The 25,087-nt window shown below is 53.7% G+C and carries 24 protein-coding genes and 3 pseudogenes; 15 read left to right on the forward strand and 12 right to left on the reverse strand.

The features are described 5' to 3' along the window. Positions 1-6: 6 nt before the first annotated feature. The 6 genes from THINI_RS04060 (at position 7) to THINI_RS04080 (ending at position 3,513) form a co-directional block, all read left to right on the forward strand. Positions 7-285, forward strand: a complete 279-nt coding sequence (locus THINI_RS04060; protein WP_002707385.1) for a 4Fe-4S dicluster domain-containing protein — start codon at positions 7-9, stop codon at positions 283-285. A gap of 99 nt (positions 286-384) precedes the next feature. Continuing rightward, positions 385-540 (forward strand): hypothetical protein, encoded by a 156-nt coding sequence (locus THINI_RS24995; RefSeq protein ID WP_002707386.1) that lies wholly within the window; start codon positions 385-387, stop codon positions 538-540. Next, positions 533-1,822 (forward strand): FprA family A-type flavoprotein, encoded by a 1,290-nt coding sequence (locus THINI_RS04065; RefSeq protein WP_002707387.1) that lies wholly within the window; start codon positions 533-535, stop codon positions 1,820-1,822. Before THINI_RS24995 ends, THINI_RS04065 begins: the two co-directional genes overlap by 8 nt. Before the next feature lie 50 nt (positions 1,823-1,872). Further along, complete coding sequence (locus THINI_RS04070) at positions 1,873-2,157, forward strand: 2Fe-2S iron-sulfur cluster-binding protein (RefSeq protein WP_002707388.1); 285 nt, start codon at positions 1,873-1,875, stop codon at positions 2,155-2,157. 17 nt (positions 2,158-2,174) lie between these two features. Next, complete coding sequence (locus tag THINI_RS04075; RefSeq protein WP_002707389.1) at positions 2,175-2,522, forward strand: 2Fe-2S iron-sulfur cluster-binding protein; 348 nt, start codon at positions 2,175-2,177, stop codon at positions 2,520-2,522. Between the two features lie 199 nt (positions 2,523-2,721). Then, positions 2,722-3,513: a P-loop NTPase family protein gene (locus tag THINI_RS04080; protein WP_002707390.1), complete on the forward strand. Its 792-nt coding sequence runs from the start codon at positions 2,722-2,724 to the stop codon at positions 3,511-3,513. 74 nt (positions 3,514-3,587) lie between these two features. Here THINI_RS04080 and THINI_RS27160 read toward each other — a convergent pair. After that, positions 3,588-4,855, reverse strand: a pseudogene (locus tag THINI_RS27160) (ISAzo13 family transposase). Between the two features lie 291 nt (positions 4,856-5,146). On the opposite strand from THINI_RS27160, the gene THINI_RS04095 reads away from it, so the two are divergent. Next, positions 5,147-8,563, forward strand: a complete 3,417-nt coding sequence (locus THINI_RS04095) for a zinc-dependent metalloprotease family protein (RefSeq protein WP_081485763.1) — start codon at positions 5,147-5,149, stop codon at positions 8,561-8,563. An 11-nt stretch (positions 8,564-8,574) separates the two neighbouring features. Then, positions 8,575-11,160, forward strand: coding sequence for a S8 family serine peptidase (locus tag THINI_RS04100; RefSeq protein WP_002707393.1), 2,586 nt, complete (start codon positions 8,575-8,577; stop codon positions 11,158-11,160). On the opposite strand, the pseudogene THINI_RS25000 reads toward THINI_RS04100, so the two are convergent. The 7 genes and pseudogenes from THINI_RS25000 to THINI_RS04125 form a co-directional block, all read right to left on the reverse strand. Continuing rightward, positions 11,153-11,437, reverse strand: a pseudogene (locus tag THINI_RS25000) (IS30 family transposase); the annotation flags it as partial. The gene THINI_RS04100 and the pseudogene THINI_RS25000 sit on opposite strands and share 8 nt — an antisense overlap. A gap of 21 nt (positions 11,438-11,458) precedes the next feature. Next, positions 11,459-13,084 (reverse strand): annotated as a pseudogene (gene tnpC / locus THINI_RS04105) (IS66 family transposase). Positions 13,085-13,171: 87 nt separating this feature from the next. Next, positions 13,172-13,489, reverse strand: coding sequence for an IS66 family insertion sequence element accessory protein TnpB (gene tnpB, locus THINI_RS25580; RefSeq protein WP_169314582.1), 318 nt, complete (start codon positions 13,487-13,489; stop codon positions 13,172-13,174). After that, on the reverse strand, positions 13,489-13,836 hold the full coding sequence (gene tnpA / locus THINI_RS25585) for an IS66 family insertion sequence element accessory protein TnpA (protein WP_002706643.1): 348 nt from the start codon (positions 13,834-13,836) through the stop codon (positions 13,489-13,491). The genes tnpB and tnpA overlap by 1 nt, the downstream gene beginning before the upstream one ends. 74 nt (positions 13,837-13,910) lie before the next feature. Beyond that, positions 13,911-14,426, reverse strand: coding sequence for an IS30 family transposase (locus THINI_RS04120; protein WP_050987995.1), 516 nt, complete (start codon positions 14,424-14,426; stop codon positions 13,911-13,913). Continuing rightward, on the reverse strand, positions 14,317-14,643 hold the full coding sequence (locus tag THINI_RS24075) for a helix-turn-helix domain-containing protein (RefSeq protein WP_081485765.1): 327 nt from the start codon (positions 14,641-14,643) through the stop codon (positions 14,317-14,319). The genes THINI_RS04120 and THINI_RS24075 overlap by 110 nt, the downstream gene beginning before the upstream one ends. 101 nt (positions 14,644-14,744) lie before the next feature. Further along, the gene (locus THINI_RS04125) at positions 14,745-15,122 is read right to left on the reverse strand and encodes a type II toxin-antitoxin system RelE/ParE family toxin (protein WP_002707394.1); all 378 of its coding nucleotides are present in this window, start codon (positions 15,120-15,122) and stop codon (positions 14,745-14,747) included. Between the two features lie 242 nt (positions 15,123-15,364). Here THINI_RS04125 and grpE point away from each other — a divergent pair, with 242 nt between their 5' ends. From grpE to THINI_RS04155, 6 genes are all read left to right on the forward strand, one after another. Then, positions 15,365-15,925, forward strand: coding sequence for a nucleotide exchange factor GrpE (gene grpE / locus THINI_RS04130; RefSeq protein WP_002707395.1), 561 nt, complete (start codon positions 15,365-15,367; stop codon positions 15,923-15,925). A 92-nt stretch (positions 15,926-16,017) separates the two neighbouring features. Further along, positions 16,018-17,937, forward strand: a complete 1,920-nt coding sequence (gene dnaK / locus THINI_RS04135) for a molecular chaperone DnaK (RefSeq protein WP_002707396.1) — start codon at positions 16,018-16,020, stop codon at positions 17,935-17,937. 78 nt (positions 17,938-18,015) lie between these two features. Next, a complete protein-coding gene (gene dnaJ, locus THINI_RS04140; protein WP_002707397.1) occupies positions 18,016-19,179 on the forward strand; it encodes a molecular chaperone DnaJ in 1,164 nt (387 codons plus the stop codon). Continuing rightward, positions 19,179-19,982: a 4-hydroxy-tetrahydrodipicolinate reductase gene (dapB, locus tag THINI_RS04145; RefSeq protein ID WP_002707398.1), complete on the forward strand. Its 804-nt coding sequence runs from the start codon at positions 19,179-19,181 to the stop codon at positions 19,980-19,982. Before dnaJ ends, dapB begins: the two co-directional genes overlap by 1 nt. Next, positions 19,982-20,662, forward strand: coding sequence for a cytochrome b/b6 domain-containing protein (locus THINI_RS04150; RefSeq protein WP_002707399.1), 681 nt, complete (start codon positions 19,982-19,984; stop codon positions 20,660-20,662). Before dapB ends, THINI_RS04150 begins: the two co-directional genes overlap by 1 nt. 115 nt (positions 20,663-20,777) lie before the next feature. After that, positions 20,778-21,908: a YeeE/YedE family protein gene (locus THINI_RS04155; RefSeq protein ID WP_002707400.1), complete on the forward strand. Its 1,131-nt coding sequence runs from the start codon at positions 20,778-20,780 to the stop codon at positions 21,906-21,908. 81 nt (positions 21,909-21,989) lie between these two features. Here the strand turns inward: THINI_RS04155 and THINI_RS27165 are convergent, their stop codons facing one another. The 4 genes from THINI_RS27165 to THINI_RS04170 all read right to left on the reverse strand — a co-directional run bounded on the left by THINI_RS27165 (position 21,990) and on the right by THINI_RS04170 (position 24,400). Beyond that, the gene (locus THINI_RS27165) at positions 21,990-22,142 is read right to left on the reverse strand and encodes a cytochrome c (protein WP_211206959.1); all 153 of its coding nucleotides are present in this window, start codon (positions 22,140-22,142) and stop codon (positions 21,990-21,992) included. Continuing rightward, positions 22,087-22,470, reverse strand: coding sequence for a c-type cytochrome (locus THINI_RS25920; RefSeq protein WP_086014498.1), 384 nt, complete (start codon positions 22,468-22,470; stop codon positions 22,087-22,089). The genes THINI_RS27165 and THINI_RS25920 overlap by 56 nt, the downstream gene beginning before the upstream one ends. A gap of 50 nt (positions 22,471-22,520) precedes the next feature. Further along, a complete protein-coding gene (locus THINI_RS04165) occupies positions 22,521-23,162 on the reverse strand; it encodes a hypothetical protein (protein WP_154724344.1) in 642 nt (213 codons plus the stop codon). A 104-nt stretch (positions 23,163-23,266) separates the two neighbouring features. Then, on the reverse strand, positions 23,267-24,400 hold the full coding sequence (locus tag THINI_RS04170) for an alginate O-acetyltransferase AlgX-related protein (protein WP_002707402.1): 1,134 nt from the start codon (positions 24,398-24,400) through the stop codon (positions 23,267-23,269). Positions 24,401-24,601: 201 nt separating this feature from the next. Between THINI_RS04170 and THINI_RS04175 the strand changes: the two genes are divergently transcribed. Then, on the forward strand, positions 24,602-25,084 hold the full coding sequence (locus THINI_RS04175; protein ID WP_002707403.1) for a low molecular weight protein-tyrosine-phosphatase: 483 nt from the start codon (positions 24,602-24,604) through the stop codon (positions 25,082-25,084). Positions 25,085-25,087 lie beyond the last annotated feature (3 nt).

The raw sequence follows: 25,087 nt of genomic DNA on the forward strand, positions 1-25,087 counted from the left end.
TCAGTCATGGCATTACAAATTGTTGATGGATGCGTGAACTGCTGGGCATGTGAGCCACTCTGCCCCAGCCAGGCCATTTACGCCGCGCTGCCCCACTTCCTGATCGACGCGAAGAAATGCACTGAATGCGACGGCGACCACGCCGACCCGCAATGCGCCAGCATCTGCCCGATCGAGGAAGTGATTGTGGATAGCGCGGGCGCGGCGCTGAACCCGCCGGGTTCGCTGACCGGCATTCCGCCGGAGCGGTGGGAACAGGTGCGGGCGGAGATACAGGCGAGGTAGGAGGTAAAGAGGGCGTATGCAATACGCCCCTACGAAGACCTGCCCTGTAGGGGCGTATTGCATACGCCCTCTTCAGGCGCACAACACGAGGACAACACCATGCAATCACGTTTCCAAAAACTCCTGCAAAAACTCAGCCATCGCACGACGATCGACCCGGCGCTGAAACGCGCCTACCCCGGCCTGCCCGCCTACCTGCTCAAGCGCCATTCCGCCCTGCTGGCCCTGACACTGGAAGGCCACGGCCATGGCTGACAAAGCCCCGTTGGATGTGTCGAAATGGAAAGAGGCAGTTGAATTCGCTCCCGGCGTCTACTGGATAGGTGCGCTCGACCCTACCCTGCGTACTTTCGACATCATCCTCAGGACTGCCAACGGCACTACCTATAACTCCTACCTGGTGCGTGGCAGCGAAGGCGTGGCAATTATTGATACCGTCAAGGAAGAGTTTTCCGACGAATTTTTCCGGCGACTGGAATCGGTCGCCAGTTACGACGAAATTAAAGTGATCGTGCTCAACCATCTGGAGCCGGATCATAGCGGCGCGTTGCCGGAACTGATGCGGCGTGCCCCGCAAGCGCGGCTGTACATTTCGCAGCGTGCGACCTCTATGCTCAAGGCGTTGTTGCGACCCAATCGGGAAGAGCCGTTTGAATACACCACCGTCAACACCGACGACCGCGTAAGTCTGGGTGACCGCCATCTGCGCTTCCTGCACACACCGTTCCTGCATTGGCCGGATACGCAATGCACCTATCTGGAAGAGCAGCAGATACTCTTTTCCGGCGATGTATTCGGTTGCCATTATTGCGACCCACGCCTGTTCAACGACCGAGTGGGGGATTTCCATTTTTCATTCGATTATTACTACGCGCACATCATGCGCCCCTTCAAAGAGTGGGTGCTGAACGCGCTCAAGCTGATCGAGCCGTTGCGGATGCAGATCATCGCGCCGACCCACGGGCCGATTTTGCGTGACCGCCCGCGCCGCTATGTGGCGCATTACCGCGAGCTTTCCACCTCCAGCCTCAGCCGCGAGTATGAGAAAACCGACAAGTCGCTGATCATTTTTTACATGAGTTCTTACGGTAATACCGCACGCATGGCCGAGGCCATTTACAACGGCGCGGATGAAATCGAGGGTGTGCGCGTGTCGCTGTATGACCTGGAAGGCGGCGAGGTTGACCCGTTCGTGGATTTGATCGAGGAAGCCGACGCGCTGCTGTTCGGTTCCCCCACCATCAACGGCGATGCGGTCAAACCGGTGTGGGATCTGCTGTCCTCGCTGGCGGTGGTCAACCTCAAGGGCAAGCTGGGTGCTGCGTTCGGTTCCTACGGCTGGAGCGGCGAAGCAGTGCGCATGATCGAAGACCGGATGCGCGGCCTGAAAATGCGGGTTCCACGCGAAGGTCTGCGCGTCAAACTGATTCCGACGCAAGAAGAACTGGATGAGTGCTTAGGGTTTGGTAGAGAAATAGCCAATATTCTGACCGGCAAAGAACAAAAGCCCGAAGTCATCGACTTCGCCAGTCTTTGATTTTCGCCGCCAGACACCATTTTTAACTAGCAAGTAAAGGAAGATTCAACATGCCAAAAGCGAAAATTACTTTTGAGGACATCCACCAGACGGTCAATGTCCCTGCCGGAACCCGTGTGATCGAAGTCTCGGAAAAGATCGGCGCGGGCGTGATCTACGGCTGCCGCGAAGGCGACTGTGGCACCTGCATGATGGAAGTCACCGAAGGCTGGAACAACCTGACCGAGCCTTCCGTGCTGGAAGAAAAAGTGCTGCGTGAAAATATGGCTGGCCGTCATTTCCGCCTCGCCTGCCAAGCACAAATCCTCGGTGACTGCAAAGTCAAACCGGCCTGATTTTAAGGAGAAAACCCATGCCATTGATTACTTTTTCCAGTCCTGAATACAAGGACAAAACCGTTTATGCGGTCGCGGGCAGTTTCACCGAAACTGTCCTGAAAATCGCTAAAACCAACAAGATTCCGATCGACTTTTCCTGCGAAAACGGCGAGTGCGGCACTTGTGTTATCAAGGTAACGCAACTCGGCGATAACGCCCCGATGGGTTATCACCTAGAAGAAAAGGAAAAGGCTATCCTGCTCGAACTTGGCAAAGTCAGCAAGGACGAACTGGAAGACATGATCGTCAACGACCTGCCGAGCAAGTGGCGGTTGGCCTGCCAGTTTATTCCGCGCGATGAGGATATTCTGGTCGAGTATTGAGTTTGTCCTGTAGGGTGGGTGGAGCCGCAAGCGTTCCCCCACCGTCCCCACCTTAATTCCTAGCAGATAAATCCACTATTCCTGTGCCGAGAACTTCATGAAACGCTCATGATTCAGTATGCTGCGCCGCCATATAATCAGACCTTCCCTCTGAATATGATCAACAATGATTTTTGACCCCACCAATACGGAGAAAACTATGGGCAGCATCCATTTCATCGGCGGCGAAAAAGGCGGCGTCGGCAAATCCCTGACCACACGCTTGCTGGCACAATACTTCATTGATCGTGGCATTGTGTTTGCCGGTTTCGATTCCGACCAGTCACACGGTACGTTTTCGCGCTTTTACGCCGAATTCACCGCACCGCTGGACGTAGAAAAATATGACAGCCTCGACGCCATCCTCGAAACAGCGGAAACCTACCCGAACACTGAAATCCTGGTTGATCTTGCTGCCCAGACCGGTAAGCACCTGCACCAGTGGATTGAGGAAAGCGATGTATACGGTATTTTCGCCGAACTGAACCGCCCTGCCTACCTGTGGCATATCATGGATGACGGCGCAGATTCCATGTTCCTGCTGGACAAATGGCTGGAAACACAGCCGCAGGGCGTGCAGATCGTGGTCGTCATGAATGAAGGGCGCGGCGAAGATTTCAGCCTTTTCGAACAATCCGCCACTTACCGCAAAGCGCAGGAACAAGGCGCGCAGTTTGTCACCCTGAAAAAGCTGCAACCTCACCTGATGCAGAAAGTGGATTTCAGCAACCTGAGCTTCTGGGCCGCCGCCAACAACCGCGATCTGATGAGCATTGCCGAACGCAAGCGCGTCGCCGTCTGGCTGGAGAACAGTTATGCGCAGTTTGATACCCTGTTTCCAGCACAGGAAGAGCCTCAGCAGGAAGAGGCTGCAACAGCTGAAATCCCGTTTGAAACAGCACCTGTTGATGAGGCTATCCAGTTTATGGAAGCCAATCAAAATTACGCTTAAACACCATTTTCCCGGTGGTACTTGAGCTTTTGGACGGGTTTACGGGCGGTTTTAGGTGATTTACCTCAAAGACATTACCCAAAAACAGGGCGAATCAGAATGTCCCATTTTGGTAAAGCAGCATTTCTTTCCAGCCTCGCCTCAACAGCCTCCATAGCTTTTTTGCTGAGGGTCACACCCTTCTCATAAACCTTGTGGCTGAATTCGACCATGGGGTTGATGCCTTTCCAGGTCATGGTTTTTGCCCATTCCAGCAGGGTTTCGGCATCCTTGAGCTGGGTGCCGTTCCAGTGTTGTTCCAGAATCCCCCAGCAGCGTTCAATCGGGTTGTACTTGCTGTGGTAAGGCGGGTAGTACAGCAGGTGGACTGTCTTACCGGTATGGTTGGCGAATTCCACCATGCGCTTGAGGAATTGCGTCCTGATCCCGCTGCTTTCCGGGCCATTGTCCGCTTTGATCTGGATGCACTGGCAGGCGTCCTTGTCAGCAGAAGGCATCTGTTCCCATACCCGGCACAGGGAATCCACGATGAAGTCACTGGTTTTGCTGGAACTGCCGAAGGTCAGGTAAACCTGCCCACTGTCCTCATCCAGTACGCCAAAAGGGATGTATTTCTCTTTGCAGCCCATCTCATGGTCAGCGGCTTTATTGTCACCCCGTGTTTTCCCGCCCCGTGAGTAGTCACCGATGTTGACGGTCGCCTTGCAGTCCATGCTCAGGCGTTTGACCGCCCCATCGGCAAACTGCCCATCGTTGGCCTGGATATTGGCGAAGATGGCGTCGGTTTCTGGAATTTTTTTTGCGGCTTGGCTTTCTCCACCTTGCGCAGGCGGTAGCCATTCCGGTTGAGTATCCGCGCCATGGTGCTGGGGGCGGGCACTTGTCCACCGCTGAACCCCATGGCCTGTAACTGCCGGATGGCTTCCGCCGCCGTCAGGCGGGTGTAGGCGATGCTGCTGCGGAATGTCGGGTCTTGCTGGCTATGTGCTTCCGCCAGCGCCAGCAAGGCGGCTGCCGCTTCCGGCTGGGTTTCCTCCCAGCGCTTCTGGCCACAATACGCCGCCTGCGCACCCACGCAAACCATGCCGCTGCGCTGTTCCTCCAAACCCAACTGCACCCCCTCCCGACCCCAGCCAAAACACCTTTCAGTCTGGCGGGCGTTGCCTGCACAATATTTCCGGCTCATGTCCGCCTGGAACGCACGGCGGGTGCTGCCAGACATTTTCGAGGCCGCCAGTTTCAGGTCGGCTATCTGGGATTCACTCAGGATCGGGTTAGCTGTTTGGGGTTCGGGGGGCATGGGGATAGGGACTCCGCTTGTCGATAAGACAAGTGTAGCCATTGCGGGGGAATCTTTCAGGGAAATCCCCTTAGCTCGTAAACCCTTAGCCCACTATAGACCGCACCAACACATTAGCGAAACACCATCCGCACACTATGAATGGGCATGGCATAGACTTTGACTAACGATTGCGATATGTGTTCTGACCAAGCAAAATCGAATACCCACCTACTCGCCCGGTGTTTTGTCAGCAATCGTCGTATGCATTAGTAGACTCCTTATCCTATTTTTAAATCTAAATATTAATATGTTCTATTATTAACCGAATAGTGTGTTAATATTACTCAATACATGATCTTTATCATGCTTGGCAGGACATCAACAGGGGAAGAGGGCTTTATCATGGGGAGCAGCTGGCTTGCACCACTAGCGCACATCACAACATCACGATCACAGGTAAAAATGCATCTCAGACAAGAGACTTCTCTTTTGTATCTGCCGATCTTCTATTTAATTTTTACTCTTTTCCTCACATTTGTCTATTCAACAGCGGCAAAAGCCGCAAGCACGCCTACAACTACAACATCCACGGAAGGGCTGTTTACAGTCGTTCCTTCTCCCAATGTTCAGGTTGATGTTACAGACGCAGCGTTGCGTAGCCGTACAGTCCAGATAGATGTTGGACAGCTCCTTGGCAAGCAACAGACCACCCTGCCAGCTGATTTGCAACAGGCTACTTCACTAGAGCAACAGGCAACCATTACCTTGAACCTGTTTGACGATGCTGTGTTTCAGGTCAAAAAAACCAAAACCTATACCAATGATTCCGGCAGTCAGACATGGGTCGGGGAGGTGGAAAGCCTGCCAGGTAGCACCATCATTTTCGTGATACAGAAAGGTAGTTTTGTGTATGGTGCTGCCGAATTGCCTCGCCGAGGCCAGTTCTCCATTCGTCCAGTCGGTAATGATATTCATGTGATTGAGCAGATTCGGGACTTGTCGCTGCTTTCCGGGGAAAATGACGCCCGCATTCCGGCAAAGCAAGACAATACTGGCCTTATCAAGCCACAAGATTTACCGGTTGAAATTTCCAATGATGACGGCTCCATCATTGATGTTTATGTTGCTTATGATCAGGACTCCAGTGGTGGTTCTGTCGCTGCCGCAGACGCGCAAGCTTATGCCGAGTTGTTCATTGCCTATACCAACCAAGCTTATGAAAACAGCAATATTAATCAAAGGGTTTGGCTGGTTGGTAATGTTGATGGCTTTAACTATTCCGATACGGGTTCATTAGATGATGCGCTAACCACAGCAAAAAATGGTGGTATCAATGGTTTACATAGTAAGCGGGACGAATATCATGCTGACCTTGTAATGTTTTTTACCCCAAGCAGTGGTTCGAGTTGTGGAGGACTGGCTTACCTGCAAACCACTAATGACAATGTTGGCTGGCAGAACCTGGGTTTTGGGACTATGAATGGTTGTTCATTTGGTCAGTCAGTTTTTGCGCATGAGCTGGGACATAATATGGGCAGCCGCCATGACTGGTATGTCGATAGTGGTACAAGTCCAGCGACAATCGCGCATGGTTATATCGATACCACCAATCGTTTCCGTACCATTATGTCCTATGGAAACCGATGTTCTGCTTTAGGTATTTCTTGTCCCACCATTGCATACTTCTCCAATCCGGCAGTTAATTATGCAGGGTCTCCAACCGGGGTCGCCAGTGGCACAAGCACAAGCTGTGCGGAGGGGAGTGCAAACCCAACGGTGGAATGTGATGCGGATAACACGACGAATTTCAACACAAAAGCCGCCATTACCTCACAATTCCGTGATAGCCGCCTGACCTGGACCGGCGCGGTCAATTCAGATTGGACAAATGCGAATAACTGGACAATCAATGAAGGCGCTCCTGGCGCAACCACTGCGGTTTTTCGCGCGCCACGCTCCTATGACAATGTTTATATCCCCAGTGGTTTGGGAACCTACCCTACCATTGCTTCAGGCTCCGTAACCGCACGCGAACTAACTATTGCCAGCGGCGCGACCCTGAACATGAGTGGGGGAACACTCACTGTCGGGTGGAGCTGGAAAGACGCAGGGGGCTTCAATGCGACCGGCGGAACCGTTATCTTCAGCGGCCCGATTGGCATAGGCATCACATCTTCATCAGCTTTCAACAATGTGCAAATCGGCAGTGGCTCCGACACTAGTGAAGTTACCCTGGAAAGCAATCTCAATATTGATGGGAATCTTCAGATTAGCGCCGGAGCAACTCTCAACGCCGCCACTTATACGATCAATATTGCCGGTAACTGGAATGACTTGGGCGGTGGGTTTAACAGGGATACAAGCACCGTCATTTTTGATGGAACAAACCAGAATATTGATGAAACCACCCATACAACCCTGCTAAATGAGAACTTTGATTCTGTTCCATCAACTTGTGGCTGCGTGAGTAGTGGCCCATCGGGCTGGAACCGTTCAGGAGACGGCTCATCCTTTCTTTTTGGCAGCTCAATAGCTTACCACTGGCATGATTCAACCAATGCTTGGCTTTTCACAAACGCATTGAGCCTGAAAACTGGTATTTTATATACCTTCAGTTTTGACTATAAGAAAGGATCGGGAATCAGCTCCATTGCTGTTCACTACGGCAATACGCAAAATTCAGGTGGAATGAACACGTTAATTGGTTCAATTAATAACTCGAACATTTCCACTGCATTCCAGACCACATCATTTAATTTTAGCGTTCCTGCCGATGGTATTTACTACATTGGAATTAACAGCACTCAAACAGGTTATTACAACAAATTTGATAACATCTCACTTGCGGGAGTTGGCAAGTTGGATTTCCATAATTTAACCATTGGCTCAGGTACGACTACATTCAATGGTGATGTTACGATTGCTAACAACCTGCAAACAGATAATGGGGGGCTGGCAGATTTCTCCACCCATACGATTACTGTAGAAGGAACGGTTACCAATAACGGGGGGATTAAGCAAACCAGAACGGCTGCAAATAGCGCTGTTACCGAGTTTACCCGGATTAGAAATGCTGCCGGTACTGCTGAAAAATACTACGGTATCGACATCGTTCCGAATTCTGGCTCTATGGGCAGCACCACCGTCGTGGTGCAGGGTAATCAGCAGTGTTCTGCTTCAGGCCCGCCTGCCACGGGGGTTAAACGTTGTTATAGCATAACACCCACCACTAACCAGACAGCGGATATTGGCTTTTATTACCGCAGTGCTGAGAGTAACGGTAATACCGCACCCAATGCCTATATCAATACCGGTGGTGGAACCTGGGTGGCTCAAAACACATCTGCCCGTGGTGGTAGCGGCGAGGCATTATGGGTGGATAGTTCTGGGATAACCGCTTACGGCTCATTCGCCCTGTCAGACAACGCGGCTGATCAGGATAGTGATGGCAAACCGGATGCCACTGATAATTGCCCAACAATTGCCAATCCCAATCAAGAAAATAACGACAATGATGCACAAGGCGATGTTTGTGACGATGATGACGATGATGACGGGATGCCGGATGCCTGGGAAAACCAATACCTGACAGGGTCAAATCCCTTGAACCCATTTGTGAATGATGCTAATGCAGATAATGACGGTGATGGCACCAGTAATCTGGAGGAATACCAGCAAGGACGCAATCCTACTGACCCATCAGATGCGACCAGTAATAATGCAGTGAATATCATTCCGATTATTATGGAGATGTTGCTAGAGAATTAGGCTGTATTCTCATGAAAAAGCGTTTGCCGCCTACCTCTGATTTATTTAAGCAGGTATTGCTACCCTTTATTTTGGTAATACCTTGCTTATTAACACTGGCATATGCCTCCGCCTCGCCGGATGAAACCGGCAATGTCACCGAAGCAGTTTTCGGGCAAAAAACACCTTTCCCCAAAGGTAAGGTGAAATCACGCCCCAATACACCTGCCAATACAGCGGTTGGCCAGCTTGCTGACAAGGAATTCTACTACTACCGGCAGGATGGCTCCCTGGTTCAATTTAGCCGCAAGGATGACCTGCACGTATTGGTAAACCCTCCCGGTAAAGTCATTATCAATACTGCTGCGCCTGGCATCCTCTCACAACACGCCAACGATATTTATCTGGAAAAAAACACGGCTTTCACCCATGAACTGGTATTCACCCCAAAATCCCCCGTAAATCGGGACAAGTTATTCGCCGATATGCAAGAAATTGCCGGAACAGGCGCATTCATCTCACCGGTCTTACAGGCTGATAAACACAAAGCTAGCCCAGAGATTGCAGTGAGCCGTGGCATCATCGTGCACTTGGTGGAAAGCACCCATGAGACTGAAGGATTGGCAGTACTGCAAAATCATCCCGAGATCATGACAATAACACCCCTGAGATTTTCCAACCGGGAGTACCAATTGACATTGGGGGATGATGTTGCGGATGCTGCCGCTGTATTCCGGCTGACCAGGGAACTGGCACAACTGGATTTCATCCAATGGGCAGAACCTTTGCTGTTGGCTCCACCGGTCAGCATGGGCTTTATGCCTAATGATCCCCTTTTCCCGGAACAATGGCATTTACACAATACTGGCCAAAACGGTGCCCTGCCAGATGCTGATATTGATGCCCCGGAAGGCTGGGAAATCAGCCAGGGCAACAATACAGTCATTGCCATTATCGACGACAGTATCCAGACCAGCCACCCCGACCTGCCCATCTGGCACAACCCTGGGGAAAGTGGCGACGGAAAAGAGTTGAATGGCCTTGATGATGATGGTAACGGCTACATTGACGATTACCAAGGCTGGGATTTTTTTTCCCGCGACAACGACCCAAGCCCCAATGCATCATCGGAGATCCATGGCACTGCGGTCGCTGGTGTAGCCGGGGCACGGGGAAACAATGGGCAAGGTGTCACCGGGAGTGCGGTTAATGCCGAAATTTTGCCTTTGCGTTGGGGCTATGACTGTACTGACCTGGCCAATACATTGCGTTACGCAGGTAAATACGCTGACGTAGCGAGCAATAGCTGGAGTGTAGGCGGTTGTGAAAATACGCTGGATTCAGCGATTGCGGATGTCGTAAACGGCACTATTAGCGGTGCACGCCGGGGCAACAAAGGTGTACCCCTGCTGTTTGCCACCGGAAACGATGCCAGTGGATGGGTGAAATTCAATCTAGCTAATCTGACGGCTGGCGAACATGTATTTGAGTGGGTGTTCTCCAACGATACCGATATTACCCAAGGGTATAACACAGTATGGCTGGACGATATTACCTGGCCGGGTGGTGAAGTAAGCAATTTTGAAAATGCCATAACAGGCACTACACCCGCCGGTTTCAACACGACTGGCGATTCAGCCTGGACGGTCGTGCAGGATGGCGTACATGCGCGTGGTGCTGTAGGCAAATCCATCAAAGCCGGGAATATTTCCAGCAACCAAAGTACCCACCTGCATACCACCCGCAACATTCCGGCGGGGGAACTCAGTTACTGGGTTTGGGTGTCATCGGAAATGAACTATGACTATTTCAAGTTTTATGTGGATGGCAGCCTGACACACCAATATACGCCAGGGCAATACGGCCATCACAATGCAGTTGCCTACCCGGCCTCCAACCCTGACACCATTGCCGTGGGGGCAAGCACAGATGGTGCCATCAGCGGGCTGGAAGAGCGCGCCTACTATAGCCAGTTCGGCCCGGAACTGGATGTGGTTGCCCCTTCCAGCAACCAGAACCAGCGTATCACCACCACCGACCGGGTTGCGGCAAGTGGCTACTCGACTGGTGAATACACAAGCAATTTTGGTGGTACTTCGGCGGCCACCCCCCTGGTTGCTGGTGTCGTGGCTGACCTTATCGCTTTCGACCCAAACCTGACGGCTGCCAGCATCCGGGAAGTATTACATAGTACTGCTGAAAAGATAGGCCCTTACCCCTACGTGAATGGCCGCAATGACTACTATGGCCATGGGCGCATCAACCTGTTCCATGCCTTGCAATCATTGGACAACGATGGCGACCTCATCCCAGACAGCACGGATACAGACGATGATGATGATGGGATGCCAGATACATGGGAAGAAGCCAATGGCTTAAACAAAAATTTTGCTGCCGATGCTGACGAAGATGCAGATGGTGACGGGTTGACCAATGTGGAGGAATACCAGCATGGCACACACCCCCATATGCCTGACAGCGACAATGACGGTATGGATGACAAAGACGAGCTGGATGCAGGCCACGACCCTACAAATCCGGTGGATGGGATGATGAACGATGATGCAAGAAAGATCCTGCCTATCATCGTGGAATTATTGCTTCGAGAATTCAAGTAATAAGTGCATAACCCAGTAACTTTTCAGCGTCGACGCCTGCCAGTTCACGGAACACCTCGTAAGGCGTCCTGAACCCCAAGCACTTCCTTGGCCTGTTATTGAGTTTATGTACAGCCTCCAACACCTGTCGAGTCGTCACGTCCACCAATCCCATTGCTTTAGGGAAGTATTGGCGTAACAGCCCATTGGCATTCTCATTTTGCCCGCGCCCCCACGAATGGTAGGGCTTGGCGAAATACGTTTTGCACTCAATAGCTTGGGCAACTTGCTCATGTTTGGTAAGCGCCGTTAAATCGCCCTACTTGCCCTTGTCAAAAAAAGGGACTTTTTTCGCACATTTCTCCAGCGGCACATTCCATGGCAGGAGGGCCTCCCATTTTTCCAGGGTGTCGGCCTGGGCGATATGCTCCAGCAGATAGCGGATATAGGCATACGGTTCGAGGCCGTTGGCCTTGGCGGTTTCAATCAGGGAATAACAGGCGGCGCTGGCGCGCGCGCCATGCGGGGTGTCGGCAAACAGCCAGGCTTTGCGGCCCACGGCAAAGGGGCGGATGGCGTTCTCCGCCAGCACATTGCTGATATGCAGGTCGCCGCGTTGGCAGTAGCCACTCAGGTATTCCCACTGGTTGAGGCAGTATTCCATCGCCTTGCGGGTGAGGCCGCCTTTCATCACCTTGCCGACCTGCGTTTCCAGCCAGGTTTTCAGTTCGTTGAGCAGGGGCACGCTCAACTGCTGGCGCAGGCGGTATTTCTCCGCCGTGTCCAGACCCTTGATGTTGTCCTCGATGCGGTAGAGCCTGCGGATCATGCCCAGGGCAATATCCGCCAGGGTGGGTTTGCCACGGGCCTGTTTGCCGCCCGCCGCCTTGACGGCCTCCACGAACTTGCGGCGGGCATGGTCCCAGCAGCCAATGCGGGTGATGGCGTTGTTGCGGCACACGGCGGCGTAACCGGAATAGCCGTCGGCCTGGAAAATGCCGTGGAAGTCCATCAGTAGGCGTTCGGGGACGCTCCCCGCCCGGCTGGGGTCGTATTCAAACAAGACCGCCACCTGGTTCGGCGGGCCGCCCCGCACCACCCACATCCATTTGTCGGCCTGGGCGGTTTTTGCCGTCCTCCTTCAGCACCTGGATGCGGGTTTCATCGCCTTGCAGGTAAGCGCCGCTGTTCTGGGTTTCGCGCAGCAGGTTGAGCAGGGGTTTGAAGCTGTCCTCCAGACGGATGATCCAGTGGGCCATGCTGCTGCGGCTGAGTTCCGCGCCGTGGCGTTTGAAAATGCCCTCCAGGCGGTACAGGGGCAGGCCATCGGCGTATTTGGCGATGATGACCTGCGTCAGCAGGTTGAGGCTGGCATGGCATTTGCCCAACGGATGGGGCGGACGGGCGGCGGCGACCAGCGTTGGCCCGCCATCTGCCGTTGCCGGGGCGGGATCCTGGCTGGCCCCGGCGGCAAACACGGCTTTTTCCTGCCAGTATTCCAGCACCACCAGTTGCGCCGGGATGTAGTCCAGCTCTTCCTTGACCTTGGTGAAAAACGTGCGGGTCGCCCCGGCTTTTCCGCATCACCCAACAACAGCTCCACCCGTTGGCGCTTCAGCCCGGGCGGGAAGCCGCGCTGGCGTTGGCTGGGGCGGGGCCTGGCGGGTTCCGCCTCCGGCAGTCGTCCGGCGATGTCCTCCAGCGCGGTTGCCAACTCGGCTTCATCAAACAGGTCAATCTGGAAGGGGAGCTTTTCAGACTGGGCGCTAAACCGCTGTATTTTGGCCAGGCGCAGCATTTCTTCCAGGAGCTGGATATGGTGGTCACGCTGTTTCAGGACGGCGGCAAATTCCGCCTCTTGCTGCGCCAGCAACTGGCGCAGGCGGGCAGCGTCCAGGTCGCTATGGGATGTGGTTTTGGGGGCTGGCGGCGGTGCTAAATCCATGGGTTAAATGATAACAAAATCATCAGGATAAGTCGCTAAAACAGCGCCCCGTAGCACAACTTTTTATGCCCTTTGAGCAGGCTGATGTCATAACCGTCCAGCAGCCAGTTGATCTGCTGGGCCGTCAGCGCCATCACCCCGCCATCCCCCCGTTTGCGGCCAATGGAACTTCTCTTCCGCCAGGGCTTTGTAATACAGCACAAAGCCATTGTCTTCCCAATACAGGCATTTGATTTTCGTGCGCTGGCGGTTGGTGAAGGCGTACAGCGCCCCGGCAAACGGGTCGTGGCCCAATTCCTGCGCCACGATCGCCGCCAGCCCCTGGGCGGCCTTGCGGAAATCAATGGGCGGGCGGTAAAGGTAAATGTCCGGCATCTCCCCGGCGGGGCGGAAATAACGGGCCATTACAACTGCCCCAGCAACCGGCGCAGCAAGGCCACATTGCCGGGGTGGATATTCCTGATCACCAGGCCATTCGGCAGGGACAGCTCCAGGCCATCGCCCGTCCGGGCGTCTGTCCCCGGCTGCGCCGGGCGGACAGTCACGAAACCGGAAGGCTCTGGCAATACCGGGCGTTTGCCATCCCCGGGCGGCTTGCCCGCCGTACCGCATAATTTGCGCCGCCAGTAGACAAAGCCGTGGTAACTCAACTGTTCCTGTTCACAATACTGGACTCCGGAAAGGCCGGAGGACTGGAAGCGTTGGAGCTGGGCTTGCCAGTACGCCAGACGCCCATCTTGACCTGGATTCATCGTGTTCTCCCATGCAATCTGTTGCTGATGGGCTGAGTGTCCGGGATTACGTGGGGCGCTGAAAGGAGGGGGATTTAGAAGCGCTTACCATGTTTGGCAAACTCTTTGCCGTTATCGAAGGTGAGCGTGTGTACCCACTCCTTGAAGCCGGACAGCAAGGTGATAATGCTGCCCGTCACGGCTTCAGCAGTCTTGTTCTCCACGGGAAATGCCAGACGTAGCTTGGATTTGCGTCCGTCCAGCGTCACCAATGCACCTTGGTGTCCCTTGCCGATCATGGTGTCCGCTTCCCAGTCGCCTAGCCGTTCACGTTGGTTGGCGACCTCTGGACACCCATCAATGTCCACCCGGTTGGGGATGCCTTTGACACTGCCAGTGCGGCGACCATAACGCTGGCGGTATTTCTTCGCATGGCGGCGCAGGTTCAAGTACAGCTTGCCACCCGCACGTTTATCCTTCAGCACCTGCTGGTAGATGGTTTCAGGGCAGACAGCCGTCTTGCCTTCTTCTTTCAGTCCGCCGCTGATCTGTTCGGGGCTCCATTGCTGTTCCAGTAGCGTACTGATGCTGCCCGCCAGTTCCGGGGTCAACCTGACCCGCTTTGGGTTTGTCCGCGTGGCGTTGCTGCGCTTTGGCGTGCGCTTGCTTATGCCGGTAGCCGCGTGCCCCCCGGTTGCGGGTCAGTTCACGGCTGACCGTCGATTGGCTGCGCACCAATGCTTTCGCTATGGCCGTCGTCGAATCACCCATCTTGTGCCGTGTTTCGATATAATGCCTCTCCTCAGAGGTAAGCTGTGTGTAAGCCATGAAGCTCTCCCGTCAGTGGTTTTTCGGGATGCTTTTTACCACATCTTGCCTCTGACCTGATGAAGAAAGCCGCATCCCGTCTCGATTAACGGGTTATGCACTTATGATACGAATTCGCCTGTTTCAAGGCGTTCCAGTATTTGATAAATTGAGATCGCTTGTTTGGCCTCTTTCGCAGGTGTTTTTCGTGTGGATTTTAAGAAGGCATGGATCATGACTAAATTTCCATCCTTGGATCGGGCAAACAGTACCCTGGCTGATTCTTGATCGCTGTCAACCCTGAGTTTGTAGATAGTGCCCTTGTAGTTCCAGATTCTTGAGTTCAGTGTTTTGAGCTGTTTGCTATGATAAACATCGCCATGCTGCGTATAAGATTGAAATTTATCGTGTATCTTGCTGCGAAGCTCCTCTGATATTCCATTGAGAAAAATATATAAAGGGCGGGTATTATCATTTTCCTTGGGTAGCAGTATCTTCATAAGTTTTTTGATTAGCAGTTGCTTCTTTCCAAATCCAAACCATCAGCCAAAGTGAAGCCTGAAGCAATTTGTCGACCTCAGTTCAAATTCTATCCTTTCCTAGTCATTTCCCGAAGATTGTACGCATAGTTGGGGTAGGGTGTTACACATCCCAATAATTTTCTGTCTTCTTGCCTTGAAATCCCCACCCCAAACCCCTACTTTCCACGGCGAAATGATTTTTATCGCTGTGGAGTAGCACAATGAATGATCCCAAAGACAACGAACTGCGTGACGCAGCAGCAACCGGGGCGCAAGATGCAGCTGTCGACGCGGCGCAAGAAGTGACCGACGTTGAACCGCTGGGCACTGAAGGGCTGCAAGCCGAACTGGAAAATGCCAAAAAGGAAGCCGCCGACAACTACGAACAGTTCCTGCGCGCCCAGGCTGAAATCGCCAACCAGCGCCGCCGCACCGACAAACAGGTCGAAGACGCGCACAAATACGCCGCGCAGAAATTCGTCGAGGCCCTGATCCCCGTCATCGACAGCCTGGAAATGGGCGTACAGGCGGAAGGCGACATCGACCAAATCCGCGAAGGCATGAAACTGACTCTCAAGCAGTTTGAAACCGTTATGGAAAAATTCAACATCGAAGCCGTCGGCAAGCCGGGTGATGCGTTCAACCCCGAGCACCACCAAGCCATGTCGATGCAGCCTCACCCCGACTTTGACAACAACACCGTCTCCATGGTCATGCAGAAAGGTTACCTGCTGAATGGCCGCGTGGTACGCCCCGCCATGGTTATGGTCAGCAAAAAATGAAGAATCTGTTACACGGGCTCTTGAAAACGGGCGAATAACCCCACATTAACAAGCCAATTGAGCAAACACCAAGAATTCTGGAGAAACACATCATGGGAAAAATCATCGGCATTGACCTTGGCACGACCAATTCCTGCGTCGCCATCATGGACGGCGACAAGCCACGGGTCATTGAAAACTCCGAAGGCGACCGCACCACCCCTTCCATCATCGCGTTCACCGAAGATGAAGTGCTGGTCGGCCAGACCGCCAAACGCCAGGCCGTCACCAACCCGGAAAACACGCTTTATGCCATCAAGCGCCTGATTGGCCGCCGCTTCCAGGAAGATGCGGTACAGAAAGACATCAAGCTGGTGCCTTACAAAATCGTCAAGGCTGACAACGGCGACGCATGGGTAGATGTGCGCGGCAAGAAAATGGCTCCGCCAGAAATTTCCGCGCGCGTCCTTATGAAGATGAAAAAGACCGCCGAAGACTATCTGGGTGAACCAGTCACCGAAGCGGTCATCACGGTTCCTGCCTATTTCAACGACTCCCAGCGTCAGGCAACCAAGGATGCAGGCAAGATCGCCGGTCTGGAAGTCAAGCGTATCATCAACGAGCCAACCGCAGCGGCACTGGCTTACGGCATGGACAAGTCCAAGGGTGACAGCAAAATCGCGGTATATGACCTCGGTGGCGGTACGTTCGACATCTCTATCATCGAAATTGCTGACGTTGATGGCGAAATGCAGTTTGAAGTGCTTTCCACCAACGGTGATACCTTCCTTGGTGGTGAAGACTTCGACATGCGTATGATCGACTATCTGGCGGATGAATTCCGCAAAACCAGCGGCGTTGACCTGAAAGGTGACCCGCTGGCGATGCAGCGCCTGAAAGATGCAGCGGAAAAAGCCAAGATTGAGCTATCTTCCAGCCAGCAGACTGACGTAAACCTACCGTACATCACTGCAGATGCCACCGGCCCGAAACACTTGAACATCAAGGTAACACGCGCCAAGCTGGAAGCACTGGTAGACGACCTGATCAGCCGCACCATCGAGCCATGCAAGATTGCGCTGAAAGACGCTGGCCTGTCTGCCTCCCAGATCAACGACGTGATCCTGGTTGGTGGCCAGACCCGTATGCCGAAAGTGCAGGAAGCGGTCAAAAACTTCTTCGGCAAAGACCCTCGTAAGGATGTAAACCCTGACGAAGCGGTTGCAGTCGGTGCAGCGATCCAGGGCGGCGTACTCAGTGGTGGCGTGAAAGACATCCTGCTGCTGGACGTTACCCCGCTGTCACTGGGCATCGAAACCCTGGGCGGCGTTTCCACCAAGCTGATCCAGAAGAACACCACGATTCCTACCAAGGCATCACAAGTGTTCTCGACGGCGGATGACAACCAGACTGCTGTAACTGTGCATGTGCTGCAAGGCGAACGTGAAATGGCACGTGACAACAAGTCACTGGGCCGTTTCGACCTGCAAGACATCCCGCCTGCACCGCGTGGTATGCCACAAATCGAAGTCACTTTCGACATCGACGCCAACGGTATCCTGAATGTTACTGCGAAAGACAAAGCGACCGGCAAGCAGCAGAACATCGTCATCAAGGCGTCTTCCGGCCTGTCCGATTCCGAAGTCGAGCAAATGGTCAAGGATGCCGAAGCGCACGCTGAGGAAGACAAGAAGCAGCGCGAACTGGTTGATGTCCGCAACCAGGCTGACAGCATGATCCATGCGACCGAGAAGTCGATGAAAGAATACGGCGACAAGGTACCGGGTGCTGACCGTGCCAATATCGAGTCCCTGATCAGTGAGCTGCGCGATGCTATCAAGGGCGACAACAAGGACGTCATCGAGCGCAAATCCGAAGCGCTGATGGAAGCCTCCGGCAAGCTGATGCAGGCCATGGCTGGTGGCGCTGAAGGTCAGGCGGCTAGCGGCGACCAGGCTCAGGCTGGTGGTGGCAAACCAGCGGATGACGACATTGTTGACGCAGAGTTTGAAGAAGTCGACGGCAAGAAGTAAGCTTTTAGCCTTTTGATCTGACAGGCGCAGCGGGATTTTCCTGCTGTGCCTGATTTCGTCTAAGCAGGAACCGAACCTATGTCCAAGCGGGATTACTACGAAGTCCTTGGAGTACAAAAAAACGTCAGTGAGGATGAGCTGAAAAAAGCCTTCCGCCGGTTGGCGATGAAATACCATCCTGACCGCAATCCGGATGATACGGAAGCCGAGGCCAAATTCAAGGAAGCCAAGGAAGCTTACGAAATTCTCAATGACCCGCAAAAGCGTGCTGCCTATGACCAGTTCGGCCATGCGGGGGTTGACCCTTCCTCTGGCGGCTTTGGCCGGGGTAATGGTGGCTCGCAGGCTGGTTTCGGCGACATTTTCGAGGACATTTTCGGCGATATTTTTGGCGGAGGCCGTGGCGGGCGCGGTAGCGGTGGTTCCAACCGCGCCTACCGTGGCAGCGACCTGCAATACAATCTCGAATTGATGCTGGAAGAGGCCGTTTTCGGCACAACCACCGACATCCGCGTGCCTTCCATGCAGACCTGCGACACCTGTAACGGTAGCGGGGCGAAGCCGGGTACGCATCCGCAAACCTGCCCAACCTGTCACGGCAATGGCCAGGTGCGTATCCAGCAAGGCTTTTTCGCCATTCAGCAAACCTGCCCGCACTGCCACGGCAGTGGCAAAATCATTTCCGACCCCTGTACGGATTGTAATGGCCAAGGGCGCAAGGAAAAGCAGAAAACTCTCTCCGTGCGCATTCCGGCGGGCGTCGACAATGGTGACCGGGTACGGCTGGCAGGCGAAGGTGAAGCGGGCATCAACGGCGGCCCGGCAGGCGATTTGTACGTGCAAGTGTTCGTCAAGGCGCATTCCCTGTTCCAGCGTGATGGCGACAACCTGTATTGCGAAGTGCCGATCCGTTTCACTACGGCAGCCCTGGGCGGTGAACTCGAAGTCCCGACCCTGGACGGCAACAAGGTTAGCCTCAAGATTCCGGCGGAAACTCAGACCGGCAAGCAGTTCCGTCTGCGCAGCAAGGGCGTGAAATCTGTGCGCAGTGCCAGCGTCGGCGACCTGATCTGTAAAGTGGTCGTGGAAACTCCGGTCAACCTGACCAAGCGCCAGCGCGAATTGCTGGAGGAACTCGATACCACCATGCACGCAGGCGGCAAGAAACACAGCCCGCAGGAACACGGTTGGCTGGACAAAGCCAAGGATTTCGTCAAAGACCTGTTTGAAGGGGAAAAATAATGACAAGGATTGCCATCGTCGGCGCGAGTGGGCGCATGGGCAAGGCACTGATCGAAGCTATTGCCAACACCGAGGGTCTGGAACTGAGCGTAGCAACCGAACACCCCTCCAATCCGCTGATTGGAACGGATGCCGGTGCAGTCGCTGGTGTCGGGGCGAATGGTGTCCTGATTGCACCTTCGCTGGATCAGGCAGCCAACGATTTCGACGTACTGATTGATTTCACCCGCCCTGAACCCACGCTGGCACATCTGGCGTGGTGTGCTGCGCACGGCAAGAAAATCGTCATCGGCACCACCGGTTTCGATGACGCAGGCAAGGCGGCCATTGCCAAAGCGGCAGAACAGGTTCCGGTCGTATTTGCCCCCAATATGAGTGTGGGCGTTAACCTGTGCCTGAAACTGCTGGACATGGCCGCACGGGTACTGGGCGATAGCGTCGATATTGAGATCATCGAAGCCCACCATCGCCACAAGGTTGATGCACCTTCCGGCACAGCCTTGCGCATGGGCGAAGTGGTCGCCGATGCACTCGGGCGCGACCTGAAAGAATGTGCGGTTTACGGGCGCGAAGGCGTGACCGGCGAACGCAACCGCCAGGCCATTGGCTTTGCCACTGTGCGCGCTGGCGATGTCGTCGGTGACCATACCGTGATGTTTGCGGACGTCGGCGAGCGGGTTGAAATCACCCACAAGGCTTCCAGCCGCATGACCTTTGCCAAGGGTGCGGTGCGTGCTGCTGGCTGGTTGCAGGACAAACAATCCGGCCTGTTCGATATGCAGGATGTACTGGGGCTGAAATAATGCAAACCACACCCGTCCGCCTGTGGGATTTACCCACCCGCCTGTTCCACTGGACATTGGTACTGGGAATGGGTTTTTCCTGGTTCTGCGCGGAAACCGGTGGCAACTGGATGGAATGGCATGAGCGCAGCGGCATGTTCCTGCTGGCTTTGGTGCTGTTCCGTATCGTATGGGGTTTTATCGGCAGCGATACGGCACGCTTCGGCCAGTTTCTGGTTTCCCCAGCCAAGGCGTTCCAACACCTGAAAGAACTTACCAGCAAGGCAACTGCCTTCCATGCCGGGCATAACCCGCTGGGTGCATGGATGGTGCTGGCGCTGTTACTGGGCATACTGACGCAAGGCGTAACCGGCTTATTCGCTACCGACGATATCATGACGGAAGGGCCGCTGATTGGCCTGGTGTCCGGCAAAACGGCTGAGTCACTGACCAGCATCCACCATTTCACTTTCAATCTCATCCTCTTACTGGCTGGTGCGCATATTGCCGCAGTCATGTTCTACCGTTTCTACAAACGCACCAACCTGATCAAGGCTATGCTCATCGGCAAGGCTGACTGGCCTGCCGGGCAAACACAACCCAAATCATTGGCATTCAAGCCCGCGTGGTTGGGCTTGCTGGTATTTGCCGTGATTTATGCCTTGGTCTATTTCGGCATTGCCTGGCTGGGCAAGCTTTAAATTGCCCTCATCTTGATACATATCATTAGCCGTTAATAATATACTCAATAAAATACCACCCATTGCGTTTGGTTAATGTCTTCCCCGCTTTTACTTCAGGGGAAGGGGGAATGGGATGATGTTTGAAACTTTATTTGATCAGTTCAGCACCGGCGAAATAGCGGCCATCATTGGGCTGGCTATAGGCTTGATTTTCGGCATATTTGCCCAACAGAGCCGTTTCTGCCTACGGGCGGCCTGCGTGGAGTTCTGGCGCGGCCAGACTGGTAAGAAATTTGCCATCTGGTTGCTGGCATTTGGTGCCGCCATGCTCGGAACCCAATACTTCATCGAGATGGGGGCCATTGATATCGGGCAAGTCCGCCAGTTGAACAACACCGGTTCCATGTCCGGAGCAATTATTGGTGGCTTGCTGTTTGGTGGTGGCATGGTGTTGGCTGGTGGCTGTGCCAGCCGCCTGCTGGTACTTTCCGCCACGGGTAATATGCGCACCATGGTGGCAGGGCTGGTGGTGACGATTGTTGCCCAGGCATCGCTGCGTGGCGGGCTTTCACCCTTGCGTGAGGAAATTTCTTCCTGGTGGCTGGTGGACGGCAGCGCCCGCAGCTTTGCATCCTGGCTGCCGCCACACGGTGGTCTACTATTAGGGGTGGTATTTATGGGCCTGGCGTTATGGATGGCAAATCGTAGCGGCATCAACAAGTGGTGGGGCTTTGCCGCTGTCATTACCGGCCTGTCCGTGGCTTTGGGCTGGTTGCTGACCAGTTGGCACGCGGCCAATTCCTTTGACATTGTTCCCGTCAAAAGCGTCAGCTTCACTGGCTCTTCCGCCGATACCCTGATGGGGCTGATCAATCAGCCGACCTTACCTTTAAGCTTCGATATTGGTCTGGTTCCCGGCGTCTTTATCGGTTCCCTGCTGGCTGCATTGGCAACGCGGGAATTCCAGTGGCAAAAGTTCACGGCTGACAGTGGCTTCACCCGCTTTTTCGCAGGTGCTGCCCTGATGGGATTTGGCGGGATGCTGGCCGGTGGTTGTGCGGTAGGCGCAGGCGTAACCGGCGGTGTCATGCTGGTGATTACGGCTTGGGTCGCACTGTTCAGCATGTGGATTGGTGCCGGTATCATGGACTGGCTGGTTGACAGGAAAGCTGATGAAGCCAAGGCTGCGGTCGAAGCGGCCAAACGTGCCGCTGAGGTCATGCCACAATTTGCCAAAGCGCCTGAGATAGTACAGGCAGGCTGAAGCTTCCTGCCCACTGCAAAAACAATGCCCCTGATTGGGCTTTACCTGATCAGGGGCATTGTTTGTGAAGCAGGCAAGCGTTTAGTCTTCCTTGTATTCCTTGTGGCAAGCCTTGCAGGATTCACCGACTTTGCCGAATTGCGGCTTGATGGCAGCCATGTCGCCGCCTTTGGCGACTTCAGCCAGTGAAGCAGCTTCGACCTGGAAGGGTTTCCATCTTCTTCTTGAAGTCATCCATGTTAGACCAGATTTCAGATTTGGCTTCGGTTTCACCCATATCACTGCCTTCGATAAAGCCATTGATGGGGAACTTGCTTAAGGCGGCTACCGCTTCAGCATTCTTGGCAAACGCTTCCGCGTTGAATTCCTTGTCACCCTTAACCATAGCCGCCATTGGGCCAAAATGGTACTTGATCATGTGGAAAGCATCCTGACGGTATTCAATTGCCATTTCTTCCGGGGATTTTTGTTCATCATCTGCGATCACGTTAGAGGCGGCAACCACACCGACAGCGATGACGGCAGAGGCAAACAGTTTGCGGGTAGTAGACAGTTTCATCATTGCTAGCTCCTGAGTTGGACGGGAAATAAACCCATTGGTTTTGTTCCGCGCTATTCTCGCAGCTTTCGGCGCAGATGTTCAATAAAAGCGTACAACGGTGAGTAATGGTTGTAAATCGGGGTCAGCTTGCCGTTGAATGTGCGTTTGAAGCGGTTGATGCCCTGCATGACCGGGTCATTGGCATCAACCACATAACCACCCCAATCATAGGTCTGGAAGCCTGATGCCTTGAAATAACGCATTCCCTGCCAATGCAGGCAGCGGTTGGCAAACCCCATGGAGCGGCGCATATCCGTATCCTGGTTGTAATCCTGACAACTGGCGGAAATCAGTAGGTTGACCATCGCTGTGGAGGCAGATAGCAGGTAGAAGTGGCAAATGACTGGCTTGCCCTCATAATCCACGCTGAAAATACAGTAATTTTCCCTGCCGATGGCTTCGGCATCTTGCACCGAAAACAACGATAACCCGCGCGCTTTGGCGAATGTATTGTACAGAGGAATGAATTTCTCCATTGGGGTGGACACATTCAGGGTGAAACGCCGTTCAATTTCGCAACGCCGGATCTGGTTCCGGGTGTCCTTGGGGAAGTTTCGGAAAATCGTTTCTTCAGGGGGGGAAAGGTCAGTTACCAGGGTATGGCGGTTCTCGGTACGGAAAAAATGCGGTTTCCGCGCCGAATAGCAATCCATGTACGCTGTCGGCAGGAAACATTCCGACCAATCGGTCTGTTCAGGGGATGAGAAATAGTATTTACGAAAAGGAATACCGAATTTCGTTTGTTCTACAAGCATGGTTATTGTTTGAATAGTTGCTGGAATACGCCGGATTTTTGTATTTCTCCGGCTACCAGCTTATGCCCATTTTCATTCCAATGCCAGTCCAAAGGGACAAAATCGACAGTTTGCCCGTCTTGCTGCGCCTGATAAAAAACCGGATGCATGTCTACGACTTCGTAGCCACGCTGCCGGGCTGTCTGAGCAAAATATTGCCGCATCAAACCAAAATAGCTGCTATCAGCTGCTTGCTGCATAGTTTCGCTGCGTACTTCACGCATCCCGTCAAGTACAAACACAATTTTATCGGCAGGCAGGCCGCTTTTTTCCGGCAAATACTGGAAAAACAGGTCAACCACACGGCGGGAATCGGCCAGTTTTTCTGTACTTACCTCGGCATTCACCCCGCCAAAACGCGGCTGGGCTGCCTCAGCTTCCTTGTTGAAGGGCAGAGCTTTCAACAAAGTGTCAGGGCTTAGGCGCGCTGTCAGGTACAAATAGCGTACCAAGGCGGAATGGCGCAGCAGATCCCGCACGTTTTCACGATGCCCGTCATATTCCAGCAGTTGTAAGCGGGCATCTGCGCTGGTGTCAGTAAACAGGTGCATCCCCGGGCTGGAAAGCTGGCGGTATTTCAGCAGGCTTTCGTCGAAATCATTGGCGACGATTGAAAAAGCCATCGCCCTTGGCTGAAATTCCTGACGGGCAAACTGGGCAAAAGCCAGGTACTGTGACAGGGGTGAACTCTGGATACCAATGCCGTAAAACCTGCCGCGCCCCCCCAGCTGTTGCTGGATCAGAGCCTGCGCAGTGGCTTGGTTGGCAACCTGCTGGGCTTCGATAAAACTGTCGCCAATCAGCACCATCAGGGGTTTGGTGGTTGGCACGTAATCATGATCATCGAGAAAGCCGTAATTATTGGACTTTTTATCTTGTACAATCTGAAAGGTACTGCCGAGACTGTAGCGGATGCTGGAATGGGGAGGGTAATGAATGATCGGGTTGGCTGCATTGACCGGCAACGCCATGAAAGAATCACGCACGGGCAGGAAACGCATAACCAGTTCCAACCCAGCCAAGGCAATCATCAAACCTATCACCACGGTCAAAAAATTCAGCCCCCAGTTTTTTAACCGTGATTTTTGCACTGCCATAAAATTTGCCTGCTAATAAGTGCCTTGACTTTTATTGTAGGCAATAGGCATAAATTTACGCCTATCAGGCAGGATAGATGGTAGTAAAGAAAAGACAGGGCATAGCTCACGGTTTTGTTGTGCTTTACCCAGCCCTGGCTAATCATATGGGTGTTCATTCCTGCGCTTCCCGAAGCGCCAAACCATAAGGAGTCTTGGGATATGATGAAAAAAGTAAGCGTTTTGTTCGTGTGCATGGGCAATATTTGCCGCTCCCCGACCGCGCAAGGCGTATTTGAGCAATTGGTGCAATCACAAGGTTTAGCTGAACATATCGCCATCGACTCTGCCGGAACCCATGCCTACCACATCGGCAACCCACCCGACCAGCGTTCACAAGTGGCAGCACAAAACCGTGGTCTGGATTTGTCAGGGCAGCGCGCCCGCAGGGTGGAATCACCTGATTTTGAACGGTTTGATTACATCCTGGCGATGGATCGCTCCAATCTGGAGGATTTGCAGCATTTGGCCCGACAAGAGCAGCTGGAACGCATTCACCTGTTCATGCGTTTTGCCACCCGCTGGCATGTTGACGAAGTGCCTGACCCCTATTACGGCGGCGGCAGCGGCTTTGAGCGGGTACTGGATATGGTGGAGGATGCGGCGGCAGGCTTGCTGGAGCACATCCGCCGCAACCATCTTTAGTGA

Origin of the sequence: Thiothrix nivea DSM 5205 (genome assembly GCF_000260135.1) — a bacterium.
Classification (GTDB): domain Bacteria; phylum Pseudomonadota; class Gammaproteobacteria; order Thiotrichales; family Thiotrichaceae; genus Thiothrix; species Thiothrix nivea.

What these genes read in the sequence shown, in the direction of transcription:
- THINI_RS04100 (WP_002707393.1), top strand. Translation starts at nt 8,575, where the DNA reads ATGAAAAAGCGTTTGCCGCCTACCTCTGATTTATTTAAGCAGGTATTG.
- THINI_RS04075 (WP_002707389.1), top strand. Translation starts at nt 2,175, where the DNA reads ATGCCATTGATTACTTTTTCCAGTCCTGAATACAAGGACAAAACCGTT.
- THINI_RS04065 (WP_002707387.1), top strand. Translation starts at nt 533, where the DNA reads ATGGCTGACAAAGCCCCGTTGGATGTGTCGAAATGGAAAGAGGCAGTT.
- THINI_RS04150 (WP_002707399.1), top strand. Translation starts at nt 19,982, where the DNA reads ATGCAAACCACACCCGTCCGCCTGTGGGATTTACCCACCCGCCTGTTC.
- dnaJ (WP_002707397.1), top strand. Translation starts at nt 18,016, where the DNA reads ATGTCCAAGCGGGATTACTACGAAGTCCTTGGAGTACAAAAAAACGTC.
- tnpA (WP_002706643.1), bottom strand. Translation starts at nt 13,836, where the DNA reads ATGAATCCAGGTCAAGATGGGCGTCTGGCGTACTGGCAAGCCCAGCTC.
- THINI_RS04175 (WP_002707403.1), top strand. Translation starts at nt 24,602, where the DNA reads ATGATGAAAAAAGTAAGCGTTTTGTTCGTGTGCATGGGCAATATTTGC.
- THINI_RS25920 (WP_086014498.1), bottom strand. Translation starts at nt 22,470, where the DNA reads ATGATGAAACTGTCTACTACCCGCAAACTGTTTGCCTCTGCCGTCATC.
- THINI_RS04080 (WP_002707390.1), top strand. Translation starts at nt 2,722, where the DNA reads ATGGGCAGCATCCATTTCATCGGCGGCGAAAAAGGCGGCGTCGGCAAA.
- THINI_RS24075 (WP_081485765.1), bottom strand. Translation starts at nt 14,643, where the DNA reads ATGGCTTACACACAGCTTACCTCTGAGGAGAGGCATTATATCGAAACA.
- THINI_RS24995 (WP_002707386.1), top strand. Translation starts at nt 385, where the DNA reads ATGCAATCACGTTTCCAAAAACTCCTGCAAAAACTCAGCCATCGCACG.
- grpE (WP_002707395.1), top strand. Translation starts at nt 15,365, where the DNA reads ATGAATGATCCCAAAGACAACGAACTGCGTGACGCAGCAGCAACCGGG.
- THINI_RS04060 (WP_002707385.1), top strand. Translation starts at nt 7, where the DNA reads ATGGCATTACAAATTGTTGATGGATGCGTGAACTGCTGGGCATGTGAG.
- dapB (WP_002707398.1), top strand. Translation starts at nt 19,179, where the DNA reads ATGACAAGGATTGCCATCGTCGGCGCGAGTGGGCGCATGGGCAAGGCA.
- THINI_RS27165 (WP_211206959.1), bottom strand. Translation starts at nt 22,142, where the DNA reads ATGACTTCAAGAAGAAGATGGAAACCCTTCCAGGTCGAAGCTGCTTCA.
- dnaK (WP_002707396.1), top strand. Translation starts at nt 16,018, where the DNA reads ATGGGAAAAATCATCGGCATTGACCTTGGCACGACCAATTCCTGCGTC.
- tnpB (WP_169314582.1), bottom strand. Translation starts at nt 13,489, where the DNA reads ATGGCCCGTTATTTCCGCCCCGCCGGGGAGATGCCGGACATTTACCTT.
- THINI_RS04170 (WP_002707402.1), bottom strand. Translation starts at nt 24,400, where the DNA reads ATGGCAGTGCAAAAATCACGGTTAAAAAACTGGGGGCTGAATTTTTTG.
- THINI_RS04095 (WP_081485763.1), top strand. Translation starts at nt 5,147, where the DNA reads ATGATCTTTATCATGCTTGGCAGGACATCAACAGGGGAAGAGGGCTTT.
- THINI_RS04155 (WP_002707400.1), top strand. Translation starts at nt 20,778, where the DNA reads ATGATGTTTGAAACTTTATTTGATCAGTTCAGCACCGGCGAAATAGCG.
- THINI_RS04125 (WP_002707394.1), bottom strand. Translation starts at nt 15,122, where the DNA reads ATGAAGATACTGCTACCCAAGGAAAATGATAATACCCGCCCTTTATAT.
- THINI_RS04070 (WP_002707388.1), top strand. Translation starts at nt 1,873, where the DNA reads ATGCCAAAAGCGAAAATTACTTTTGAGGACATCCACCAGACGGTCAAT.
- THINI_RS04165 (WP_154724344.1), bottom strand. Translation starts at nt 23,162, where the DNA reads ATGGATTGCTATTCGGCGCGGAAACCGCATTTTTTCCGTACCGAGAAC.